The sequence below is a fragment of the Arthrobacter sp. Y3221087 genome (assembly GCF_059089905.1).
This window is the reverse complement of sequence record NZ_JBNHFE010000001.1, coordinates 299,613-323,564: the sequence shown is the minus strand read 5'-3', so window position 1 is coordinate 323,564 and position 23,952 is coordinate 299,613. Positions and strand designations below refer to the sequence as shown.

At 60.3% G+C, this 23,952-nt stretch carries 18 protein-coding genes; 9 read left to right on the top strand and 9 right to left on the bottom strand.

Translation table 11 applies throughout. The features are described 5' to 3' along the window. Positions 1 to 8 precede the first annotated feature (8 nt). The 6 genes from AC5RUO_RS01470 to AC5RUO_RS01445 form a co-directional block, all read right to left on the bottom strand. A complete protein-coding gene (locus AC5RUO_RS01470; RefSeq protein ID WP_494102607.1) occupies positions 9 to 1,313 on the bottom strand; it encodes a sulfatase family protein in 1,305 nt (434 codons plus the stop codon). Between the two features lie 6 nt (positions 1,314 to 1,319). Beyond that, on the bottom strand, positions 1,320 to 2,204 hold the full coding sequence (locus AC5RUO_RS01465) for a carbohydrate ABC transporter permease (protein ID WP_494102606.1): 885 nt from the start codon (positions 2,202 to 2,204) through the stop codon (positions 1,320 to 1,322). After that, positions 2,197 to 3,156, bottom strand: coding sequence for a carbohydrate ABC transporter permease (locus AC5RUO_RS01460; protein ID WP_494102605.1), 960 nt, complete (start codon positions 3,154 to 3,156; stop codon positions 2,197 to 2,199). The genes AC5RUO_RS01465 and AC5RUO_RS01460 overlap by 8 nt, the downstream gene beginning before the upstream one ends. Then, positions 3,153 to 4,433 carry an extracellular solute-binding protein gene (locus tag AC5RUO_RS01455; protein WP_494102604.1) on the bottom strand — a complete coding sequence of 427 codons (1,281 nt, stop codon included), beginning with the start codon at positions 4,431 to 4,433 and terminating at the stop codon, positions 3,153 to 3,155. The genes AC5RUO_RS01460 and AC5RUO_RS01455 overlap by 4 nt, the downstream gene beginning before the upstream one ends. 145 nt (positions 4,434 to 4,578) lie before the next feature. Continuing rightward, positions 4,579 to 6,093, bottom strand: coding sequence for a sulfatase family protein (locus AC5RUO_RS01450; RefSeq protein WP_494102603.1), 1,515 nt, complete (start codon positions 6,091 to 6,093; stop codon positions 4,579 to 4,581). Positions 6,094 to 6,095: 2 nt separating this feature from the next. Further along, positions 6,096 to 7,526, bottom strand: a complete 1,431-nt coding sequence (locus AC5RUO_RS01445; protein ID WP_494102602.1) for a sulfatase-like hydrolase/transferase — start codon at positions 7,524 to 7,526, stop codon at positions 6,096 to 6,098. Positions 7,527 to 7,579: 53 nt separating this feature from the next. On the opposite strand from AC5RUO_RS01445, the gene AC5RUO_RS01440 reads away from it, so the two are divergent. From AC5RUO_RS01440 to AC5RUO_RS01430, 3 genes are all read left to right on the top strand, one after another. Further along, entirely contained in the window at positions 7,580 to 8,491 is a 912-nt protein-coding gene (locus AC5RUO_RS01440) for a LysR family transcriptional regulator (RefSeq protein WP_494102601.1), read from the top strand. A gap of 79 nt (positions 8,492 to 8,570) precedes the next feature. Further along, positions 8,571 to 10,373, top strand: coding sequence for a sulfatase (locus AC5RUO_RS01435; protein WP_494102600.1), 1,803 nt, complete (start codon positions 8,571 to 8,573; stop codon positions 10,371 to 10,373). Positions 10,374 to 10,528: 155 nt separating this feature from the next. Then, positions 10,529 to 11,533 (top strand): formylglycine-generating enzyme family protein, encoded by a 1,005-nt coding sequence (locus tag AC5RUO_RS01430; RefSeq protein WP_494102599.1) that lies wholly within the window; start codon positions 10,529 to 10,531, stop codon positions 11,531 to 11,533. Between the two features lie 326 nt (positions 11,534 to 11,859). Here the strand turns inward: AC5RUO_RS01430 and metH are convergent, their stop codons facing one another. Next, a complete protein-coding gene (metH, locus tag AC5RUO_RS01425) occupies positions 11,860 to 15,507 on the bottom strand; it encodes a methionine synthase (RefSeq protein WP_494102598.1) in 3,648 nt (1,215 codons plus the stop codon). 253 nt (positions 15,508 to 15,760) lie between these two features. Here metH and AC5RUO_RS01420 point away from each other — a divergent pair, with 253 nt between their 5' ends. Together AC5RUO_RS01420 and AC5RUO_RS01415 are read left to right on the top strand one after the other, a co-directional pair. Further along, positions 15,761 to 16,852 (top strand): type I restriction endonuclease, encoded by a 1,092-nt coding sequence (locus AC5RUO_RS01420; protein ID WP_494102597.1) that lies wholly within the window; start codon positions 15,761 to 15,763, stop codon positions 16,850 to 16,852. Further along, positions 16,849 to 17,529, top strand: coding sequence for a DUF8548 family protein (locus AC5RUO_RS01415; protein WP_494102596.1), 681 nt, complete (start codon positions 16,849 to 16,851; stop codon positions 17,527 to 17,529). The genes AC5RUO_RS01420 and AC5RUO_RS01415 overlap by 4 nt, the downstream gene beginning before the upstream one ends. 67 nt (positions 17,530 to 17,596) lie before the next feature. Here AC5RUO_RS01415 and AC5RUO_RS01410 read toward each other — a convergent pair whose 3' ends face one another. Further along, positions 17,597 to 18,268 (bottom strand): RloB family protein, encoded by a 672-nt coding sequence (locus tag AC5RUO_RS01410; protein ID WP_494102595.1) that lies wholly within the window; start codon positions 18,266 to 18,268, stop codon positions 17,597 to 17,599. A 406-nt stretch (positions 18,269 to 18,674) separates the two neighbouring features. Here AC5RUO_RS01410 and AC5RUO_RS01405 point away from each other — a divergent pair, with 406 nt between their 5' ends. Both AC5RUO_RS01405 and AC5RUO_RS01400 read left to right on the top strand, forming a co-directional pair. Next, complete coding sequence (locus tag AC5RUO_RS01405; RefSeq protein WP_494102594.1) at positions 18,675 to 19,598, top strand: ABC transporter substrate-binding protein; 924 nt, start codon at positions 18,675 to 18,677, stop codon at positions 19,596 to 19,598. 166 nt (positions 19,599 to 19,764) lie between these two features. Then, positions 19,765 to 20,439 carry a GntR family transcriptional regulator gene (locus AC5RUO_RS01400; protein ID WP_494102593.1) on the top strand — a complete coding sequence of 225 codons (675 nt, stop codon included), beginning with the start codon at positions 19,765 to 19,767 and terminating at the stop codon, positions 20,437 to 20,439. 59 nt (positions 20,440 to 20,498) lie between these two features. On the opposite strand, the gene AC5RUO_RS01395 is transcribed toward AC5RUO_RS01400, so the two are convergent. Continuing rightward, positions 20,499 to 21,173 carry a haloacid dehalogenase type II gene (locus AC5RUO_RS01395; RefSeq protein WP_494009569.1) on the bottom strand — a complete coding sequence of 225 codons (675 nt, stop codon included), beginning with the start codon at positions 21,171 to 21,173 and terminating at the stop codon, positions 20,499 to 20,501. 258 nt (positions 21,174 to 21,431) lie between these two features. Here AC5RUO_RS01395 and AC5RUO_RS01390 point away from each other — a divergent pair, with 258 nt between their 5' ends. Both AC5RUO_RS01390 and AC5RUO_RS01385 read left to right on the top strand, forming a co-directional pair. Next, on the top strand, positions 21,432 to 22,490 hold the full coding sequence (locus AC5RUO_RS01390) for a phosphotransferase (RefSeq protein WP_494102592.1): 1,059 nt from the start codon (positions 21,432 to 21,434) through the stop codon (positions 22,488 to 22,490). 30 nt (positions 22,491 to 22,520) lie between these two features. After that, positions 22,521 to 23,882 (top strand): aspartate aminotransferase family protein, encoded by a 1,362-nt coding sequence (locus tag AC5RUO_RS01385; protein ID WP_494051824.1) that lies wholly within the window; start codon positions 22,521 to 22,523, stop codon positions 23,880 to 23,882. The last annotated feature ends 70 nt before the right edge of the window (positions 23,883 to 23,952 follow it).

Sequence of the window (23,952 nt, the reverse complement as noted above, 5' to 3'; positions counted from 1 at the left end):
CTGTGAGTTCACATTCTGTGTGGTTCCGGTGGCTCATCCACATCCCCCTCTAACAGCGGATCAGACGATTCCTCCATGAATCGATCCAGGTCCTCCGACAGCCTGGCTTTGAACTCGGCATGATGCTCCGATTGAGCGAGATTGGACAGTTCCCAAGGGTCGTCTCCCAGGAGATAGAGCTCCTCCCTTGGACGCGGCCCGAGGTGCGCATTTCCCATTCCCGCCCTCGTTTCACTGTTTTCCAGATCAGCCGGAAGAGGAAGCAGTGGTCCGTTCACGTAGTTGCGGATGTACTTTGCATCGTTAGTGCGAATTGCACGCATGGGATCATATCGATCGTGATATGTCTTCTCAAAAAAGAGCTCCCTCGTCTCGTTCAAGTCACGGGTCGCACCGAGCAACAGGGGGGCCAAGCTCCTGCCAGCCAGTTCCTCCCGCACTGATCCCCCGGCCAGCTCAACAAGTGTGGGTGCGATATCCAAGTGGCTCGCCAGCGTCTTGACCCGGGCGGGTGGGACACCCCATTGAAGCGGAGGACGAATAAGCAGGGTCACTTTGACGCCTGAATCGTAGAGCGTGCTCTTTGCCCTCGGAAATGCCGCCCCGTGGTCCGTGGTAAAGATGACGATGGTGTTGCCTGCATCCGGGCTGGCGTCGATGGCTGACAGGATCAGCCCAAATGCTTCGTCCATCTGCCGAATGGCACCATAGAATCCCGCGATGTCAGCACGTGTATGCCCGTTGTCAGGCAGGTACGGCGGTACGTCCACAGTTGCGGGATCAGCGGGACGGTAGTCCTCCGGAGGCCATGGCCGGTGAACTTCCCACATCCCGATAGTGGCAAAGTAGGGACTGCTGTTCTGGTTGTGTGCGTACCAGCGCTGTACCAGCCGGGCTACTTCCAGGGCCCGGGGAATGAACCCGAGACCCAGGACTTCGTTAAAACCCAGCACCCGCGCGTCGAAGTCCTCGTGTTGCAGACCGATCAGCGTCGTGTGGTAGCCAAGCGGTGAGAGCATCTCAGGCAGCGTCCTGGCCCCTGGTGCGTAGCGCCATCCCTGGTGGGTAAGCCCCATCAGGCCATTCTGGTGGGGCATCTGGCCGGTGAAGAGTGATGAACGCGCAGGTGTGCACAGTGGAGCAGTCGCAAATGCTGAATCAAAGACCAGCGACTGTTGGGCGAAGCCTTGTAAGCGGCTGTCTGGAACTCCTCGGTATCCATAAGTGCTCAACCAATCCCCAAGGTCGTGGCAGTGGATGAGTACAATGTTGGGTTGCCTATGAGGGCGCGCCGGTTCGCCAAGTATCGACATGAGCGCTTATCCCTTGACTGCCCCGCCGGTGAGCCCGGCCACAATTTGTCGGTTAGCGACGATAGCTAGAAGGATGATGGGAACGGCGGTGACAACTCCCACCGCGGCCATTGCTCCGAACTTTATCTCCTGGGGCTGGATTAGCGCGGCGATGCCCACCGTAATCGGTGCCTGTGAACCACCTGTGGTGAATACCAGGCCGAAGAGGAACTCGTTCCAGACCTGAATGGCCGTGAAGATGGCCACCGCGGCTATCCCAGGTGCCGCGAGAGGCAACATAACCGTCCGGAAGGCGCCGAATTCGCTGGCGCCATCTATCGCTGCCGATTCGCGCAGTTCACCAGGGATGGTGTCGAAGTAGAACTTTGTCATGATCGTGGCGAATGGGAGATTGAACACGGTATTGAGCAGGATAAGCCCAGTGAGGCTGTTAACGAGTCCGTAGTTGGTCAGCGTTGCATAAAGTCCCGGGACCAGGGTCATCGGAGGGATAACCTGGAGCAGGGCGGAGACCGAAAGCACCGTTACAACAACCCGGTTGGACCATTGCAACTGGCTCAGGCTGTAGCCGGCAAGCGCACTGATGACGAGTGTGATCGCGGTCGCTGAGATGACGAGCAAAATACTGTTGATGACCTGCCCACCGAAAACCGCGCGGGGATCAAAAATCTCCGCGAAGTTATCCACCGCGAATTCAGCGCCCCAGCCCATGGAGATGATGACCCGTGGTTTCTGGAGTGAAATGAAGATCATCCAGATCAGTGGAACGATGGTGATGATGGCCGCTCCGATAACAATCAGGCGGGCGATCCAGTGACCGCCTGACTGTTTTGAAGCTCCAGTTCGCTGGCGGGCTTCGCTTCCGGGGGAGGCGGTTTGGACTTCAGGCACGGGACAACCTCCTGATAAATGACCGGGCAACGAACACGAGGATGAGTGTCAGCAGGACCAGCAGCACGACCGTGACGCTCAGGGCAGCCCCGTAGCCGTATTCAAAGGCGTCAAAGAACACGGAGCGCAGGTAAATCGAGATGACGGTCGTGGCTGTACCTGGCCCGCCGAAGGTGAGGAGGTACATTTCATCGAAGACCTTCACACCCATGATGATCCGGATTGCCGCGGCACCCAGTATTGCTGGCGCGAGGAGAGGCAGGATGACGAATCGCACCCGCTGCATATAGCTGGCGCCGTCGACGCTGGCTGCCTCAAGCACCTCTGTATCAAGACCCCGCAGCGCCGTATAGACGAACAGGAAAACTATCGGCGTCCAGTGCCACACGTCGACCACGATGACACTGGCCATCGCCCCGAAGTTGTCGCCCAACCAGGCCTGGGGGTTTATTCCGAGACTGATGAGTATGCGGTTCAGCAGGCCGATCTGGGGACTGAGAATGAGCAGCCAGATAACGCTGATGACAACAGGGGCAATGATGGCAGGCCAGATGATGACGTTCTGTGCCAGTTGTTGTCCGCGGATCAGGCGCTCCGTTGCCAGGGCCAGCAGTACGCCCAGCACCAGGGTGAGGACAACGGTGGAGGTGATGAAAACAGCAGAATTCCACAGTGAAATGCCGAACACTCTGTCCGACATCATCTCCGTAAAGTTGTCGAAACCGACCGGCCTCCACAAGAAGTTACCCGCGACCAGCCGGACCCTTCCGAAGGCCATCCAGACAAGCTGCCCGACCGGAAATGCAACCAGTACCAGGAAGAAGATCAAGAGGGGCAGGACCGAGAGGTACTTGAACCAGTGAATTTGCTTCCGCCGGTGCATGCGGTGCCCGTGCGGCCGGTCCACATCCCGGCCTCCGGAAGTGGCACCGGCCCTGGCCGTGGTGCTCATTTCAGGAAGCCTGCCTTTTCCACGACCTCTGTGAGACGGTCTTGCATTACAGAGATCGAATCCTCCAAGTTCTTGGTACCGGCGAGGTACTCGCCGATAGCCGGATCAGTGACGTCGAGCAGGGCGGGAGTGAAGGGGTACCGCAGGCCGCCGCGAATATCTTCTTCTGAATCAATGAGGACCTGAAGTTCCGGCCGTTGGCTGGTAACGTCCGCACGCGTGGTCACACCGCCGTAACCTTCCCATTTCTGCATGGTGTCTTTGCTGGTAAGCCAGGTCAGGAAATCGTAGGCTGCAGCAGAACGGTTATCAGGCAGTCCCGTCGGAACACCCATCGTCCACGTACCGCTGACGGGTGTGCCGCCCGGCAATTTGGCGTAACCGATCTTGCCGGCAACCCGGGAGGCAGCCGGGTTCTCAAGCGGGACAGCGTTGGCTGTCACAAGAGCTGTTTGCAGGACATCCCCGCTTTGCATAAGCGAAATCGCTTCGGCCTGGGCTATCGTTTGCGGTGCTGCCGGCCCGATGTCGGCCAGCTCCTTGAACTTCGTCAAGGCCTGCCTGAATTCAGAAGAGTCAATGGCTGGTTTCCAATTCCCGCCGGTCTCATCTTCAAACCACTTCCCCCCATAGGAGTACAGCAAGGCGCTGAAGTCGTACGATGGCGTCTTACCCCTCACCACGAAGCCGTTACCGACAGCACCTGCTGCCTTGGCTGCGTTCCCATTGGCGACGACGTCGTCCCAAGTCGTCGGGACATTGAGACCCAGCTGTTGGTAAAGGTCGGTCCGGTACATGAATTCATGAATATTGCCGTTGATGGGCAGGGAATAAGGTGTTCCATCCGGGGTAGTACTGCGTGCGTCCGTATCCCAGCGGCCAATTCCAGCGAACTCGATAAGGTTCTCGTCCCATTCGAAGTCCGAGTTCACGTCTTCGAGTGGCTGTACCCACTCGTTGTCGTAAAACTGCCCGACCCATTGTTCATTGATCAGGAATAGATCGAAGGCATTCGAGCCGCTTTGGGCGGCATTGGCCTCTTGGGTCAGCAGCCCGTCAAACGGAAATGACGTGAGGTTTATTTTGATGCCTTTTTCGCTCTCGTAGTCAGCGATGACTTTCCTGTAGCCCTCCAACCAGGGCGCTTCGACCGCAGGCAGGTTAAGTTCTGTCACCTTTTCATCCGAGGTATCCCCTCCAGGCGTGCAGCCGGTGACAAGACCAAGCGCAGCCGCGGCCGCGACAAGCCCTTTCGCAGGGGCCGATGGCTTCTTCATTGCTATTCTCCTTTGGATCGTCAAGACTCTTCGCTCGCGCCCCAGGCAACTAAGCTGTCAGGAACCTGCCAGACGCGGCATGTTTTGGGATGGGTAACATTGCACGCATGATTTGTCAGGTGAGGGTCGAATGTTTCTCTCCTTCTCAGCTGCTTGGCCCGCGAGCGGGGGAAGATTCTGTAAACGTGACCCCCAAGGGCAACCCGCTGTCGGTATCAACGATCTCGACGAGGGCTGCATAGAGGTCGGTTACGACATCGAGGTGCTCTTTCCAAAGATTCGTCGTTTCTGAAGGGTCCTGCACCACGTCGTACAGTTGGCCTACAGGGTGGTCCGGGCTGAGGTTGGTGCCCTTGGGCTCGGAAAGCCCGCCCCCCGATCCCGTGGCGAATATGGCTTTCCACCGCCCACGGAGGATTGAGAAGGCCCCGCCCATGCTGTGCAGAACAAGCGGCACCTCCTCATCAGCGGAAGCCCCCAGCAGGACGGCAGAGCGATCGACGCCGTCGGGGGCAGCAGTAGCGGGCAGCTCCAAATCCAGGAGGGCCGCGATACTGGGAAGCAGATCAATGAGACCGAAAGGCGAGCCACCCACCACCCCCCGGTTTATTGTCCCCGGCCATCGGGCAATCAGGGGCTCCCGGTGACCGCCGTCCCAGACATCGCCTTTTTGCCCTCGCCAAGGGCCATTTGCCCGGTGCGCCTGAGTATCTCCGTCATCAGGGAAGATGGTCGGAGCTCCGTTATCGCTGGTAAATATGAAAAGGGTGTTATCGAGAAGGCCGGCCTCGCGAAGGGCATTCCCCAGCTCACCAACCATCCAGTCAACAAAAACGACCGAATCACCGCGGGGTCCAGCCTGCGAAGAGCCTCTAAGGAACGCAGGGGGGACCTGGGGCCGGTGCGGGGCCGAAGGCGCGAAATACAGGAAGAATGGACTTTTGCTGTCCTGGCGTTGGATGAAGTGGACCGCTTCCGCCGTGAACCGGAGGTCCACTTCACGTTCGTCCCAATCATCGGATTCAAAACCAGGCCGCTGACTGGGCAGGAAGCGCCTCTTCTTCCGCCTCGGAACCCCCACCGTACGGTCCTGCTGCAAAAACGCATAGGGAGGCATGTTAAGGGAACCGGCAATGCCAAAGAACTGATCGAAACCCAGTTCAAGCGGGCCTCCAGTGAAGGGCTTCGAGTAATCGATGTCAACGCCGGAGTCCAAATCCATGTCCCGATGCTTCACGAGAGGATCGCCAAGCTGGTATTCAAGGGGATCTGAACCGCTGAAGGCATTCCACGTGGTGCCGTCAAAGTGTTTCCACCCCAGTCCCAAATGCCATTTGCCGATTGCTGCGGTGGAATATCCTGCAGTTTTCAGCACTGATGCGAGGGTGCCCCGGAAGGGCTCAATCAGAGCAGGACCGTGACCCATCAGCACCCCTTTTTTCAGCGGGCTGCGCCAACTGTACCGGCCTGTCAGAAGGGAATATCGGCTGGGCGTGCAAACCGCAGACGCTGCATGGGCGTCCGTTAAACGAACCCCTTCGGCCGCTAGTGAGTCTATGTTCGGCGTCGTGATCCTTTGCGCTCCATAGCAGCTTAGGTCCCCCCAGCCAAGGTCATCGGCCAGGACGAGAACTACATTTGGTCTCGTCTTACTGTTCATGGCTATCCCTTCTCCCTCCCCATTGCTGGCCTCGAGGAGGTATTGCGCCGCTCGGCTTCCACCGACGCGAACCATCGGTTCAGTTCTGCTTCCATCCGAGCCACAACAGTGGGGTAGCGAGCGGCGACGTCGTAGCGTTCCCACTCGTCCTCGCTGATGTCGAAAAGTTGGACGGGCCCTGGTTCAGGCAGCGAAGGGACGGTCGGAGGCCCGTTGACAGGTTCTGGATAGAGTTCTGGCCGGACCTTTATTTCAGCATCGATCCTCTCGTCCTCCGGATCCAGATCCAGGGTTCCGGGGATGGCCGGGTGGACCAGTTTCCAGCGCCCGTCCCGCATCGCCGCATTCGACGCCAGCATGGGTTGGTAGCGGGTCCACTGCCAGAAGCGGGGGCCGTATTCCACTTTTGAACCGGTAAAGACAGGGCGCAAATCCTGACCATCAAGGGGCAAGCCGCTCGGATTTTCTGCTCCAGCTACTCCCAGAAGAGTGGGGTACCAGTCAATGAAATGGGCCAATTGGTTTGTGCTCCCTGGAGTGGCACCATCAGGCCAGTGCAGAATGAGCGGAAGCCGAATGCCGCCGTCGTAAACGTATTGCTTCGCGCCCTTCAGGCCGGCGTTAAATCTGGCCGCCGAATGGGCGCCTTCTCCCCCATGGTCCGGTCCGTTGTCGCTGGTGAACAGCAATAAGGTTTTGTCCGAAATGCCTGCATCCACCAACGCCTGCCTAATCCGTCCAACCCCTCGATCCATCGCCTCAACCATGGCGTAGATGGTCGCGACCACCTCGTTCGGGGCCGCCGAACGATGCCTTCCGATGAGCTCGCTCGGGGCTTGGAACGGAAAGTGGGGGGCGTTAAAGGCCACATGGAGAAAAAACGGCTCTCCGGCATGGCGTTGGATGAACTTCACCGACTCATCGGCAAGGACGTCAGTGAGATACCTGCCATCCGAATGTAGACGTTTCCCCTGCACTTCCAGGTTCCATTGCCAGTAGTCCTGCCAACCACCACGGAAACCGACAAATTCCTCAAAGCCCCGCTCTCCGGGGGCATATGCTTCACCGATCGCCCCCGTATGCCATTTTCCTATCAGGCCTGTTCGGTAGCCGCTGGCCTGCAGGGCATCGGCCAGAGTGACTTCGGCAAGGGAAAGTCTGTCCGTCCCCCGTGCCTCTAAAGTATCGATCACGCCCGTCCGCTGTGGATAGCGACCGGTGAGGAACGCAGCACGGGCGGGGGCACAAACTGGGGAAGCTGAGTAGTGCTGCGTGAAGACGAGCGAGTCAGATGCAAGAGAATCGAGTTCCGGGGTCGAATTCAGCTGACCATTTACGAATCCAAAGTCGCCATAACCCATGTCATCGGCCAGGATAAGGACGATGTTTGGGCGTGAAAGCTGCTGGCTGGCCCGCATATTCAATTCAAACACCGGTTAATTTGCAGAACAACACAGTCAAGCTACTCTTCCGATAAGCTTTACTTATGCAGCTGCGCCAGCTCGAAATCTTCAGCGTCCTGGCTGATGAATTGCATTTTGGGAGAGCAGCGGCCCGTTTGCGGATATCCCAGTCAGCGCTGAGCCAGCAGCTGCAGAAACTGGAGGTTTCCCTTGGCACCCAGCTGGTGCTCCGCACGAGCCGGGAGATCAGCCTTACCGAAGCCGGCACGTTATTTCTGGAGCCAGCGAGACAAACGCTGGCAACGGCGGACAGGGCTGAGCTTCTCCTCCAGGACTATAAGGCAGGACGTACGGGTCGGATTGTCATCGGTTCCTTGGGGGCAGGTCTCAACGGACCGCTGCCGGAGATCATCCGGAGATTTCGGATTACTTCACCCACCAGCGTGATCGAATTAAGGCACTTCCGCGATAGCACGTCCCAGGAGCATGCCATCCTCACAGGAGAACTCGACGCTGCGATTCTGAGGCGCGTCGCAAACCACCGATCGATCCGGACAGAGAAGCTCCTGGATGAATCATTCGTTGTCTTCTTCCCGAACCACCACCGGCTGGCGGGCCGCTCCCTCGTCTCCCTTGCGGAGCTGACCGAAGAAAACTACGTTCTCTGGCACCGGCACTTTGGCTCATCGTTCTATGACCTGATCATTGATGCCTGTCGAGAGCATGGCTTCCAGCCGAATATTGAGGCTTTTGGCGATACCTTGGAAGCCCAACTGGCGCTCGTTGCCGGGGGCGTAGGCATATGCATCCAGTCCGCATCACACGCCTCCATCACCCGGGTTGGAGTGAAGTCCGTCCCTTTGGACCCTCGTGATATCGGTGCCTCACTCTGGTTCGCCCACCGTCGCTGGCATGACTCTCCGGTCGTTGCCAAACTGGTCGAAGTAGTAGCCGATGGCTTCGGGAGCTGGACGCTGGCCGACCCGGCATCTTGAACCTGTCCGCTGGCACTGTCATGATTCGAGGTACTGCTGACGTCAGCAATCTCATTCACATTTCGGATGAGGGAGGACGATGACACGCGCCATAGTTGTTATGTTCGACAGCCTGAACCGGGAGTATCTTCCCGCATACAACGCCGAGACCCCCATGAGCACACCCAACTTCGCCCGGTTGGCCCGCCGAACCGTCACCATGGAAACGTCCTACGCCGGGAGTATGCCCTGTATGCCGGCGAGGCGGGAGCTCCATACCGGCCGATACAACTTCCTGCACCGGGGGTGGGGGCCGATGGAGCCTTTTGATGACTCTGTTCCGGAGATGCTGCGGGCTGCCGGCGTGCACACCCACCTGGCGACGGACCACATGCATTACTGGGAGGATGGCGGAGCTACGTACCACACGCGTTACTCGACCTACTCATTGATCCGGGGGCAGCAGGGGGACCCCTGGAAAGGTGAGGTCGCTGATCCGCCGCCCGCGAACGACTTGCGTGTTCACCGGTTAGGCACCTGGCGGCAGGACCAGATCAACCGCAAGTACATGGCAGAATTCGCCGACCACCCTCAGGTCCGAACCTTTGATGCCGCCGAGGAGTTCATCCGCACGAACCACCTCCAGGACCGCTGGATGATCCAGGTGGAAACGTTCGACCCCCACGAACCGTTTTTCAGCACGCCTGAGTTGAACGCGAAATACGATGATCCCAATTACACCGGTCCGGAGTACGAATGGCCGGAATACATGGAGGACATCGAAGACAATGCGGTGCGGGCCCATGTCCGTGACCGGTACTCGGCACTGATGGAACTCTGCGACCAGTCACTGGGCCGGGTGCTGGACCTCATGGACGAGTATTCGATGTGGGAGGACACGCTGCTCATTGTGTGCACTGACCACGGGTTTTTCCTGGGCGAACACGGATGGTGGGGTAAGAGCGTTCAGCCGTGGTACGAGGAAGTCATCCATACCCCGCTATTCGTTTGGGATCCTTCGTCCGGCAGGGCCGGATCCCGCTACAACGGGCTCGTCCAGACGATCGATATAGCGCCTACACTCTTGGAACACTTTGACTTACAGCCAACGCCGGACATGCAGGGTATCTCCCTGCCTTCGGTCCTGCGGAATGAAAGGCCAGCCCACGACTTCGTTTTGTTCGGTGCCTTCGGAGGCCAGGTCAACATCACGGACGGAAGGTACGTGTACATGCGCACATGCACCAGCCCGGACAACTCTCCGCTCTACGAACACACCCTCATGCCAACCCACATGCGCGGCTTCTTCACCTTGCACGAACTCTCCGGGGCCGAACTCGCCCAACCGTTTACGTTCACCAAAGGCGTCCCCGTTCTGCGCTCCCCCGCCGCAACCATGGGAAACCCCCGCTCGCTGGGCACACTCCTGTTCGACCTCAAAACGGACCCCCACCAAAAGACACCGCTCCTAGACGAAGACCTGGAGCTACGGATGTGCAAAGCCCTCGTGGAACTCCTCAAACGCAACGACTCACCCCGCAGCCAGTTCGAGCGGCTGGGTCTTCCCGAAGAAGGACCAGTGGGAAAAGAACACCTGAGTTGTGCAAGGCAAAAACCGGAATCCACCTTCTTACCGCCCAGTCACTTCCCCGCCGGGACGCCAAGCGTTCACACGCCACTCGCAGACCTGCTCGCCAACCCGGCAACCCGTGCCACTCTGGAACGGTACCTCGACCACAAACTCCTCACAGGGCTCTTTCCCCGGATCTCCGGCCCGGTTTCCCTCTACCGCGCTACCGTCGCACTGCGAGGAACGATCAGCTGGCCAACCCTCCAACAAGTGGCAGAGGAACTGACATCGGCTGCATCCTCAAGGGACAAGCCGGAACCGTCCAATAGCTAGCGGAAGAGGCAACGCAATCTGGACACCTTCACTCAGTCTCAGTGACATCCCTTCCTCATAAACTGAAAGCGCAGACAAACTCACGCCTATCGAACAATAGATCTCTGATATAGGTCGCTAGGCCGTCCGACTGACATGCAAAGTGTGGAGGCGATATGGATCCAACGTCAAACGCCCATTCATCCGGTGATTCACCACCGAGCCACACCACCAACTGCTGCTCATCGCCGAGGGAACCCCCTACAACAACGCGACAGCCAAGTGTTCTTCGCCAGACAAACTCCCTGCGGGCCCCAAGGCACCAGGACGTCGCCCTTCCCGGCGGCCGCTTCGTCATGGGTGATGCCTTCGCAGAGGGCTATCCGTCGGACGGCGAGACTCCAGTGCATGAGGTGAAGCTGAACGCCTTCAGGATTGACACGACTCCTGTGACTAACAGCATGTTTGCTGCCTTCATAGGAGAAACTGGCTACCGTACCGAGGCGGAACAGTATGGAACTTCGGCCGTGTTCCATATGCTGGTCCGGGCCCGTCCCCGCGACATTCTCGGTTCCGCTGCCGGCGCGCCATGGTGGCTGAACGTGCGGGGTGCCGATTGGGCACATCCTGCAGGGCCGTCCTCGAGCTGGGAGGACATCGAGGATCACCCAGTGGTCCATGTCTCCCATCACGATGCCCTTGCCTACTGCGCCTGGGCTCGTCGCCGACTGCCCACAGAAGCAGAATGGGAATATGCGGCCAGAGGAGGGCTGGAGGGCATGCGGTACTGCTGGGGTAATGACCTGACCCCCGGCGGCGAACACCGTTGCAATATCTGGCAAGGGACATTCCCGAAAATCAACACCCGCGACGACAGGCATCTGGGCACCGCCCCAATAAAATCCTTTCCAGCAAACGGTTACGGGCTGTACGAGATGGCCGGAAACGTCTGGGAATGGTGTGGTGACTGGTTCTTGCCGAAGTATTACCGCAACTCCCCCACAGATAATCCACTAGGGCCAAGTATTGGGGCCGGGCGTGTCATGCGCGGCGGCTCCTACCTGTGCCACGACTCGTACTGTAACCGCTACCGGGTCGCGGCCCGCACCTCCAACACCCCAGACTCCTCCTCGGGTAACTGTGGCTTCCGCACTGTTGCAGCCAGCGGAGATGAATCATAGATCGCTCAGTCGCTGCTTCAAGGCCGTCCCAAAGCGAGGAGGGAGCCAGTTAGGGCACACCCCAAACTGACGTCAGACCGCCGTCCAAAAGCTGTCAGGTTAGAGTCTGTAACGGTTTCCCGCAGACTCTTCATGGCCAGCCCTAGATACCAAACTGACACTTGGCAGCGGTACGGCCGCACCGGTGTTGGGCACCCACGAGCCTTTCGGGCTCGATTCCTGTCTGGCGGATAGGTAGAGCCTGCCGCTCCGCTTCCGGCACATCAGCAGGTGTACCGGCCACGCCCGGGAGGCGCACTCCAGCCAGGCCGGGGACCAGCACCAACTCACACCTTGAAGTACTTCGCCTCCGGGTGGTGGAACACGAACGCGTCCGTGGACTGCTCGGGGTGCAGCATCAGCTCGTCGCTGAGGATCACGCCCATCCGCTCCGGCTTCAGGAGCTCGGTCACCTTGCGGCGGTCCTCCATGTCCGGGCACGCGGGGTAGCCGAGCGAGAAACGGGCACCGCGGTAGTCGAGCTTGAAATACCCTGCCGTGTCCTTCGGTTCCTCGGCGGCGAAGCCCAGTTCCTTGCGGATACGTGCGTGCCAGAACTCGGCCAGCGCCTCGGTGAGCTGCATGACCAGGCCGTTGAGCTCGTAGTAGTCGCGGTAGTGGTTGCCTGCGAACATCTCGGCGGTGAACTCGTCGATCTTCGAGCCGGCGGTGACCAGCTGCACGGGCAGAACGTCGATCTGGCCGGATTCGCGGGACTTCACGAAGTCGGCCAGGCACAGGTGCCGGTCGCGGCGCTGGCGCGGGAAGTCGAAGCGCAACCGGTCGGTGCCGATCGGACCGCCTGAACCGCCGTCGGGGGCGAGCAGGCCCGCGGTGCCCAGGACGCCGTCGCGGTCTTCACCGTGGTGGAGCACCACCACCTGTTCCCCCTCGGAGACGACGGGGAAGTAACCGTAGGCGACGGAGGCGTCCAGCATGCCCTCGGCGAGGATGCGGTCCAGCCAGTAGCGCAGGCGCGGCCGGCCCTCGCGTTCCACCAGTTCCTCGTAGGAGGCGCCGTCCTCACCGCGGCCGGGCTTGAGGCCCCACTGGCCCATGAAGGTGGCGCGTTCGTCCAGGAACGCGGCGAAGTCGTGGAGCGCGACGCCGCGCACAATGCGGGTGCCCCAGAACGGCGGGGCGGGCACGTGGTTGTCGTCGGCGACGTCGGACCGGCCGGGCATGGCCTCCGGCTCAGTCACCGTAAACTTCGCGCCGCCCTTGTGGAGGCGCTTCTTCAGCGGCGGCAGGCCGACGTCGTCCGGGGACTCGCCGCGGGCCACGCGCACCAGCGGTTCCATGAGGGAAAGGCCCTCGAAGGCGTCCTTGGCGTACCGGACGGTACCGTCAAACTGCTCGGCGAGGTCCTGCTCCACGTAGGCGCGGGTCAGGGCGGCACCGCCCAGGATCACGGGCCACTTCTTGGCCAGGCCGCGGGACTGCAGCTCGGCGAGGTTTTCCTTCATCACCACGGTGGATTTCACCAGCAGCCCGGACATGCCGATCACGTCCGCGTTGTGTTCCTCGGCCGCGGCGATGATCTCGGCGATGCCCTGCTTGATGCCGATGTTGACTACCTTGTAGCCGTTGTTGGTGAGGATGATGTCCACCAGGTTCTTGCCGATATCGTGCACGTCGCCGCGCACGGTGGCGATCACCATGGTGCCCTTGCCGGAGGAGTCGGACTTCTCCATGTGCGGCTCGAGCAGGGCGACGGCGTTCTTCATCACCTCGGCGGACTGCAGCACGAACGGCAGCTGCATTTCGCCGGCGCCGAAGCGTTCGCCCACCACCTTCATGCCCTCGAGCAGGTGGTCATTGATGATGCCGAGCGGGGTCAGGCCCTCGCTGCGGGCCAGGTCCAGGTCCTCCTCGAGGCCCTTGCCTTCGCCGTCGATGATGCGCCGCTCAAGGCGCGCGCCCGTGGGCAGCGCCGCGAGTTCGGCGGCGCGCTGGTCCTTGAGCGCCGCGGTGTCGACGCCGGCGAACATGTCGAGCATGATGGCCAGGGGGTCGTAGGTGGTGTTGCCGTCGGCGTCGTATTCGCGGCGGTCCCAGACCAGGTCCAAGGCCACCTTGCGCTGGTCTTCCGGGATCGACGCGAGCGGGACGATCTTGGCGGCGTCGATGATGCCGCTGGTCAGGCCCGCTTCGGTGGCCTCGTGCAGGAAGACCGAGTTCAGGACGATGCGCGCAGCCGGGTTCAGGCCGAAGGAGACGTTGGAGACGCCCAGGGTGGTGTTGATGCCGGGGTACTTGGCGGTGATCTGGCGGATGGCCTCGATGGTTTCGATGCCGTCCCGGCGGGTTTCTTCCTGGCCGGTGGCGACGGGGAAGGTCAGGGCGTCCACGATGATGTCCTCGACGCGCATTCCCCATTCACCCACCAGGGCGTCGACGAGGCGGGAGGCAATGGCCACCTTGCCGTCGGTGGTGCGGGCCTGGCCCTGTTCGTCGATGGTCAGGGCGATAACAGCGGTGCCGTGTTCCTTGACCAGCGGCATGATGCGGGCGAAGCGGCTGTTGGGTCCGTCGCCGTCCTCGTAGTTGACGGAGTTGACCACCGGTCGGCCGCCGATGAGTTCCAGGCCGGCCTGCAGGACGGGCGGTTCGGTGGAGTCGATGACGAGCGGGAGGGTGGAGGCCGACGCGAAACGGGAGACGATCTCCTTGACGTCCGCGACGCCGTCGCGCCCCACGTAGTCCACGCAGACGTCCAGCAGGTGCGCGCCGACGCGGATCTGCTCGCGGGCGATGTCCACACAGTCGTCCCAGCGCTCTTCGAGCATGGCCTGGCGGAAGGCCTTGGAGCCATTGGCGTTGGTGCGCTCACCGATGGCTAGGTAGGCGGATTCCTGGTCGAAGTTCACGTGCTGGTAGAGGGAGGCGATGCCGGCCTCGCGCTCGGTGGGCACGCGGGCGGGCTGCGTCTTGCCGCTGCCGGCTTTCGTCGCCTGGGCGCGGAAGGGGGCAAGGCGTTCGACGACGGCGGCCATATGTTCCGGCGTCGTACCGCAGCAGCCGCCCACCAGGCCCAGGCCGAATTCGCGGACGAACTGCTCGTGCGCGGTGGCGAGTTCGGTGGGTGAGAGCGGATAGTGCGCGCCGTTGGCGCCGAGGACGGGCAGGCCGGCGTTGGGCATGCATGCGATGGCGACGGAGGACTGCTTGGAGAGGTGGCGGAGGTGCTCGCTCATCTCATCCGGGCCGGTGGCGCAGTTCAGGCCGATGGCGTCGACGCCGAGCGGCTCGAGCGCGGTGAGCGCGGCGCCGATTTCGGAGCCCATGAGCATGGTGCCGGTGGTCTCGACAGTTACTTCGACGAAGATCGGGAGGCGGACGCCGCGGGAGACGATGGCCTGCTTGCAGCCGTTGACCGCAGCCTTGGTCTGCAGGAGGTCCTGGCTGGTTTCGATGAGGAACGCGTCCGCGCCGCCGTCGATGAGGCCCTCGGCCTGCAGGGCGAAGGTCTGCTTGAGGTAGTCATAGCTGGTGTGGCCGAGGCTGGGGAGCTTGGTGCCCGGGCCCATGGAGCCGAGGACCCAGCGCATCCGTCCGTCTGTTGCTTCGGCCGCTTCCGCACGTTCGCGGGCGATCTTCGCGCCTTTAAGGGCGAGCTCGGCGATGCGGTCGTCGATGCCGTAGTCGGAGAGGTTGGACCAGTTTGCGCCGAAGGTGTTGGTCTCCACGGCGTCGATGCCGGTGGCGAAGTAGGCGTCGTGGATGTCGGCGATGACGTCCGGCCGGGTGTCGTTGAGGATCTCGTTGCAGCCTTCCAGGTTCTGGAAGTCTGTTTCGAGGGTGAGGTCCCGGCCCTGCAGCATGGTGCCCATGGCGCCGTCGGCAATGACCACGCTGTGGTTCACGGCGTCCAGGAGTTCCTGCGCGCGGGCAGGGCGGGGGACGGATTCGATGTCGAGCGCAAAACGGGGCATCAAACAAGGTTACGCGGGGAGGCCAACTACATTGCTTAGTGTTTCTGTGTGCTACGGCGAGGGCACTGCGTGACCGGTCCTTACAGCTGCAATGTGAGCATGGCAAGGCGTGGGAAAGTTCCAACACCAGGAGCCTCCTCAGCTAGATGCGTGTAAATGTCGCAGATCGGATGTAGGTTTTTGCTTCACAGCTTGAAAATTAGTTCTGGCACGAAGTCGTGACCAGCAACGGCGGCCTTACTGGGGGTAGGACATGGAGTTTGCGGAAAAGCTTTCGGCTCTGGCGGCAAAGGTGCGTCAGCAGCGGGATGTAATCCAGACGGAAGAGGCAACGAAGAACGCCTTCGTCATGCCCTTTATCTCGACGATTCTGGGCTACGACGTGTTCAATCCTCTGGAGGTCGTGCCGGAGTTCATTGCAGATGTCGGACTAAAGAAGGGTGAGAAGATCGACTATGCCATCGTGAAAGACGGCGAGGTCCAAATTCTGATCGAATGCAAGAAGTCCACGGAACCAGTGAAGATCGAGCACGCGTCCCAGCTCTTCCGATACTTCGCGGTAACCAACGCAAGAATCGCCATCCTTACCAATGGTGAGGTGTACCAGTTCTTCACTGACCTCGATGCGCCCAACCGCATGGACGCGAAGCCGTTCTTAGTGCTGGATTTAAACGACATCGACCAAATGCTCATCCCGGAACTGCAGAAGTTATCCAAGGACGTTTTTGATCTTGACTCGATCATCAGCGCTGCCGGGGAGCTGAAGTACATCGGCGAACTGAAGCGAACCCTGGCCGCGCAGTTCAAGGAGCCTGAAGATGAATGGGTTAAGTTCTTGACCGGGCGCGTGTACTCGGGCCCGTACACCCAGAAGGTGCGGGAGCAGTTCACGGCTTTGGTCTCCAAGGCTTCAAAGCAGTTCTTGAATGACCAAGTGAACGAGCGTCTGAAGAAGGCTCTCGGCAACCCGGGCTTTCCCCAGAGCGAGGAAGCTGCAGTGGCGGCTAGCGTCACCAGCGCTCCAGTAGCCGAAGCGGACCTGGCCGACGCTGACGGCCTCGAGACGACACTGGAAGAGATCGAGGGCTACCAAATCGTGCGAGCCATCGTGTGCAGCGAGGTCAAACCTGCCCGGGTGGTGCAACGAGACGCCAAGTCCTATTTTGCAGTTCTGCTCGACGATAACAACCGCAAGCCGATTGCGCGCCTGCACTTCAACCGGACGCAGAAGTACATCGGGATCTTCGACGACAACAAGGAAGAGACTAGAGTTCCCATCAACTCGCTGGAGGAAATCTACGAGCACACTGAAGCGCTGCGGGCGAGCGTCAAGAGCTACCTGTGACGGCGGCCCCAGCGGACCTGGATTTGCTGCTCGTCGCGATTGCCTCAATCCCAACGCCATGGAAAAAGTGGCCCGGCGGATATCCTGATCGCTTAGATCTCGCATTGGTGGACGCCGTCATGTCCATCCGATTTCGCTACGGTCGAGAACGCAGAGATGGAACGTGGACAGGAGCTCGAGGCGCAGTCCTGCGTTATGAGAAGTACTCGGAGCACGTCACGGCGGCAGCCAAGATGGAGCATCTCGCGAACCAGGATCCGCTCGCGCTTGAGAGGGTGCTGAACCGACAGAAGGTGCACTCCGGGAAAACCAAGGCATCTGCAATTGTGGAAGCAGCCCAACGTTTCGTCGACATCGGTGTCACTGAGCCGGCGCATTTGATCCCCGATAAAGCAGAACACCGGGAGCAGTACACCCGGGTTTCAGGGCTCGGCCCAGTCACTTGGGAGTATTTCACGATGCTCCTAAGCCACGACGGGGTGAAGGCGGACTCGTGGATCACGGATTTCGCCGGGCGAGCCATCGGGCGGCGGGTCTCCTCGGATCATGCTGGCGGACTGGTCAAGGAAGCCGCTCAGAAATTGGGCGTGGACGAAAAGGAACTCGACCATGCCATTTGGAGTTATGCCAGCACCACGGGACTGAAGAATATGCGTACTTTCCCTGATTCGTCCTGAAGGCGAACGTGCGAGTCAGGAAGCCCCGCCGTCGTACGCTCTCTTCGGAGCCAGGAGTGAGCAACCGCTAATCAAGGATTGTTGCTTGCTGCCTTGCTTCACTAGAGCTTTGTCCGGAAGAAGCGGACGAAGCGGAGACGGTCGAGAAGCACTCCAGCCTCTCGCTGCTGGTCCAACCCGATGTGGTGCCACAAGGGAGAGATTGATGAGCCTTAGATCGAGAGCAGATAATTGATGAGATCCGGCATAGAGCTCGACGGGTTCTTGCCCACCGCGCCCCACGAGCAGTTGCGATCCGCGGACCCAGCTCTGGCCACCGTATCCCCGTAATGTGAACAGGAAAATTCGCCGGGAGCGATTTGTCAGAATAACCCCTGGCTTTGAATTTGTCCTGTACAGCGAACCTGTCGTCCTGTCTCCGATGGTCTTCCAGGTGCCACAAAAGCCAAATTTCAAAGCACGGATTGGACACTACGGCACGTATTTTCTCACGCGCAGCATCTACCAAACATTGATCCAAATTGGTATGTTCATCAACGTCTACAAGGATCCACACTGAGTCGAATGAGTCCTCATCCTCATCACGCCTCGCTATTGCGGCATTCAGTACTTTAAGCGGATCTTTACCCATACCATACGGCGTTATAGGCCAATGCTTCACTCCCGTGGCCTTGAGGTGCTGCACGAGCAACCCAAAGTACTCTTTTTCGATCCTGGTGCCTTCCGTTACGATCAACACCCGGGTCCGTTCAGCCCCGAATCACCGTTGGCACAGCGCCGTATAGTCCCGAGAGAGACCGCCGCGCAACATTCTCATTCTTCCTGGTTGAGATATCAGCGAGCGAATAGAGCTCCGCCACCCCACTGGTCTTCTCGGCAAACCAAACTTCGTCGTCCTGCAGGGGAAAGGACACCGCAGACTCTTAGGACCAGGCGTGAGCCGCAACGCTCAACTGTTCTATTGTTGACAACCGGCTCCCGGCGGAGTTTTATTGTGTCTGGAACGAGAGCTGAATCACACCTGCGCTGCTGCGCAGACGGTTAGCAGCCCTCGTGGTGCCGCATCAATACCCGAGCGGCAGGCATGGATAGAACTGCATTCTCAGTAGGCACTTGCCGCTGAGCCCACTGAAGGGAAGCACATAATGGCCAGAAAAAAGATCCAGACGGTGGCCGCCGGACTAGCAGTCCTGCTGGCCCTGAGCGCTTGTGGCGGCGCGGCCACGGGCACCGAGGCAACTGACATTCCCAAGACGCAAAACACCCGTGACATCTCAGAAAATGTCCAGCCGGATGCGGAGGCAGTTGCCCTGCTCCCCGAGTCCTACAAGGCCAAGGGCGAGCTTACGGTCGCGATGGATCTGAGTTCCCCGCCCATGACGTTCCTCGCCGAGGACAATTCGACGCCCATTGGCGTGAACCCTGACCTGGCCCGCCTGGTGGCAAAGAAGCTGGGGCTGAAGCTGAAGTTCGAAAACACGGCCTTCGATACGATCATCCCCGGCATCGACGGCGGCCGGTTCGACTTCACGGCGACCACCATGTCCGCCACGGAAGAGCGCCTGAACGTCATGGACATGATCAACTACCTCAAGGGCGGCTCGGCCGTGGCGGTACCCAAGGGCAACCCACTTAATCTGACCAACGACACGCTCTGCGGCAGGAACATCGGGGTGACCAAGGGTTCCACGCAGCAGCTCAAGCACCTGCCCAACGTCTCCAAGTGGACCTGCGAGGAAAAGGGGCAGCCGGCAATCAACGCAATCACCCTGCCCAACGTCCAAGAGGCTCTGACACAGCTGGACTCCAAGCGGATTGACGGCGTCTTCTACGACGCCAGCGGCCTGGCCTGGGCCGACGCTCAGCAGCCCGACCATTTCTCCATCCTGGAGCCCAGGATGGATACCCGGACGAATACCAATGTTGCCATGGGGCTGAAGAAGGGATCACCGTTGACGCCGGCCCTGCAGGCAGCCATCCAGTCGGTTCTCGAGAGCCCGGAGTACAAGGAATCCCTCGAGTACTGGGGCCTGGCGGAATCGGCTATTTCAGAAGCAGCAATCCGCTAACGGCTGCGTGCCACCCTAAAGCGGGACGGGTCCGGAGTTGAAGCCTCGGCTTTGGCTCCGGACCCGTTGCGCATGCGGGGCATGGCCCCTTGAGGCAACGGCCAGAGAAACTACTGAAAAGATGGTCCACTGCCCTACAGTTGACCACGACTGTAGGATGAAACGCATGGTTGAGCAGATCAAGATAGTGCACTCGTCCACCGTGCAACAGGTTGCGGAGGGGCTCACAGCCATGATCCTCAGCGGAGGGCTCAAGCCCGGTGAGCGCCTCCGGGAGAGCCTCCTTGCGGAGAACCTCGGCCTTTCCAGGAATACAGTCCGCGAGGCGGTCCGCATCGTCCAGGCAGGCGGCCTCATCCGCCACCGGGCAAACCAGGGAGCCATCGTCTGGGACCCCACCGACGCGGAAATCATGGATGTCTATAACGCGCGCTATCATCTGGAAACCACTGCCGCGCGGAGCATCTCCGAAAGCACCTCCCTCGATGAGGTTCACGCCGCCATGGAGGAGTTCCGGGCAGTGTTGAAAACTGGCGATCCGTTCAAGATTGTCGAAAAGGACCTTGCGGTCCACAGCGCCATCGTGGGAATCCTCGGAAGCCAGAAGTTGAGGACGTTCTATCAGCAACTGGTGACCGAGCTGCGGTACTTCATGTTTGTGCTTTCGATTGAGCACCACGAATACGAGGACCCGGACGCGCTCGAGGCCGAGCACCAGAACATCGTGGACGCTCTTGACTCCCGTGACCCCGTCCTGGCGGAAAAGGTCATCTCGGACACGATCATCCAGTACCGCGAATCGATCCGCGACGTTATCGCCAAGAGGCACTCAACGACGTAAAAGTAAAGACCGCGGCCCTGGGGCCGCGGTCTTTACTTTTCTGTCCAGGTCGGCTGGAACTAAAGGCCGAGATGCTGGTTGATCTCGTCCAGGGACTTTACCGTGTTGTAGTCGTAGCCGCCGGTAATGGGGTCGTAGCCACGGTCCAGCACCCAGAGGTTGCGGAAGCCCATGTCGTGCATCGGATGCATGTCGTAGCGGGTGTGCGAGGCGATGTGCAGGAAGTCCTCCGGCTTTGCGTTCAAGGTGTCCAGCATGTATTCGAACGCCTGGTAGCGCGGTTTGTACGCCTGCGCCTGCTCAGCAGTCAGCACCGCATGGAAGTTAGCGCCCAGCTTGGGGATGCTGATGTCTAGGAAGCTGTCGTCCGCATTGGACAGGGCAACCAGCTTGTAGTTGTCGCCCATGAGCTTCAATGGAGCCGGTACGTCATCATGGGCACCAAAGCCGCGGACGGTCTCAGCGAACTCCGCGCCGGCGCCGGGAGTGGGGCCAATGCCGAAGAACCTGCAAACGCGGTCAAAGGAATTCTGGAGGATCTCCTCGTAGGGCTTGTAGTCACCGAGGACCTCGTCGAAGCGGTATCCGCGGAAAACCTTCTTGAACGCCGGCCACTGCTCTTCCGGCAGTCTGCCCGCGAGCAGGCGGCGGGTAGTGGAATCCGTGTCCCAGTTGATCAGCGTGCCGTAGATATCGAAGGAGATGTACTTCGGCCGGGAGTTGTTGTCAGCCATGGTTTGTCCGTTCGTTGAGGTGTAGGCGGCCCTGCACAGGGCGGATGAATGGTGATCAATACGGTCCTCCAAGGGAGTCCGCTCATAGAACGACTTTAAAACTCAAGAAGCAAAATTGTCAACAGTTGAACAGTAGACCTGCTGTGCATTCCATTGCGCAGCCGGGGTGCGCGGTGTCATACTAGTTGTAGAACTGTTGAACAGCAGAGCAATCCGAGCATGTCGAATCTATTCACTAAGCGACAGGAGCCCAGAGCCATGGACGTCCGAACCGACTCCGATTTTTTTAATGCCGTGGTTGCAGAAAGCGGACTCCTGACAGAGCAGTCGCAGCTCACTGACTCGACTGTGAAGCGACTCCTTGAGCGTTTCTACGGCCTGCAGGGGAAGCTGGTACGGATTCCCACGGAAAAGGACGAGACGTTCCGCCTTCAAGGCGGAGAAGAGGCCTTTCTGGTGAAGGTCTCCTCACCTGAAGAGGATCCAGGGATTGTCCAACTGCAGACGGCGTGCATGGTTCACCTGGAGCGGACCGCTCCCGGGTTGCCGGTCCAGCGCCTTGTCAGGAGCCTTGGCGGAGCCGCGGAAGTCCTCATCCCGGCGCCTACTGGCCCCTTCGACAGGGTGCTTCGGGTGATGCGCTTCATGCCGGGAGAGTTGCTGGCCAAGCACGACGCGTCCGCTGGCCATCTTCAGCTGGTTGGCTCAAGCCTGGCAAGCGTTGGCCTCGCCTTGCAGGACTTCGACCATCCGCGGGCGGACCGTCTGCTCCTTTGGGACCTCAAGCACTTTCATAGGATGCGGTCGCTGCTTGGCTACGTTGATGACAAGGAAAAGCGCTCCCTGGCCGAGGGCATTTTCGACCAGTTCGATGCAAAAGTAGTTCCACTACTGGACACCCTTCCCTCGCAGGTTGTCCATGGGGATTTCAGTCCGTTTAATGTCCTCGTCAACCCCAATAGCCCGGCCTACGTGACGGGGATTATCGATTTCGGCGACGTGGTCCGAACTCCCGTGATCTTCGACATCAGCGTGACCATGGCCAATTTGTTGGGGGCAGACCCCGAAAGCCCCTGGGAGCGCGCACTGTCCGTCCTGGACGGATACCAAAGCGTCAACCCGCTGCCGGGACAGGAGTTTGAAGCCCTGGTGGTCTCGGCCCAGGCCCGCCTCCTGCTGCGGGCACTGATTACGCAGTGGCGGGCCAGACACCTGCCCCAAAGGCGCGATTATCTCCTCTCCCACTCGAAACCGGATTGGGACCGGCTCGCCGCCACAGCCGCAGCCCCTGCACCAAACTGCCCTTTCACACCCTGAGTCAGACACCCTAGCCGTCAAGGAGAAATGATGAGCAACACCGTCCAAAGCATCCGCAAGCCTTCCAAGGCCATGGTCAACGGATTTGACCCCAACCGCACCGATGAGCTCCCGGATCAGATCCGGAAGAACATCCGGCGACGGGACCAGAGCCTCGGGCCCGGATACCGGCTCTTCTACGACACTCCCCTGGAAGTGGTCCGCGGCAAGGGCGTCACACTCTTTGACCGGGACGGAAACGAATACCTGGACGTCTACAACAACGTCCCCTCAGTGGGCCACTGCCACCCGAAGGTCATCGCGGCTGTCCACGAACAGATGCAGACCCTGAACACCAACACCCGTTACGTCCAGGAATCCATCCTTGATTACTCCGAGGACCTCCTGTCCACGTTTCCCGCCGGGCTTGGCCATGTCATGTTCACCTGCACCGGGTCCGAGGCCAATGACCTCGCCATGCGCGTGGCAAAATACGCCACCGGAAACCAGGGCATCATCGTCACCTCCGGCGCGTACCACGGCCTGACAGCGGAGGTCGCGTCCTTCTCGCCGTCCTTGGGTATCGGCGTGCCCCTTGGCGCTAACGTACGCGTCATCGACGCCCCGGACGCCCTGCGATACTCATCGGATCAGGTCTCCCTCGAGGACCACCTCCGGAACCAGGTGCGTGCAGCCATCGCCGATCTCCACCGGCACGGCATTGGACTGGCGGCCTTCATCGCCGACAGCATCTTCTCCTCCGACGGCGTCTTCGCGGGCCCGGCAGGCTTCCTGCGCCCGATCATCGAAGAGGTTCACGCCGCCGGCGGCCTGTACATCGCCGATGAAGTACAGCCAGGCTTTGGCCGGACGGGCCAGGACTGGTGGGGCTTCCAACGCCACGCAATCGTTCCGGACATCGTCACCATCGGCAAACCCATGGGCAACGGCATTCCCGTCGCTGCGGCCATCTTCAAACCCGAACTGCTCGTGGAGTTCGGCAGGAACATCCGCTACTTCAACACATTCGGCGGCAACTCTGTAGCCATCGCAGCCGCCCAGGCCGTCCTGAACGTGATCCGCGAGGAATCCCTGATCGACAACGCCTTGAAGGTGGGCGAGAAGATCATCACCGGGTTGAAGGACCTCGCCCAGGGCCTGGACCAGGTGGCAGAAGTCCGCGGAAGCGGCTTCTTTATCGGCGTTGACCTCGTCACTGACCGGTCCTCACTCACACCCGACGGGGACGCCGCCGCGGGCATCGTGAACGCCCTCCGCGAGGATCGGATCCTCATCTCCGCCTGCGGAGCCCAAGGAAACGTCCTGAAACTCCGGCCGCCAATGCCCTTCTCCAGCAACGACGCCGACCGCCTCCTGGATGGAATCGGCCGCGCTTTCAAGGCGCTGCGGTAGACGCAAGTTCCGGAAAGCACATGACATCCTGGCGTCGATGCCACCGCGGGGGTGCCGCCCATCACGCGGT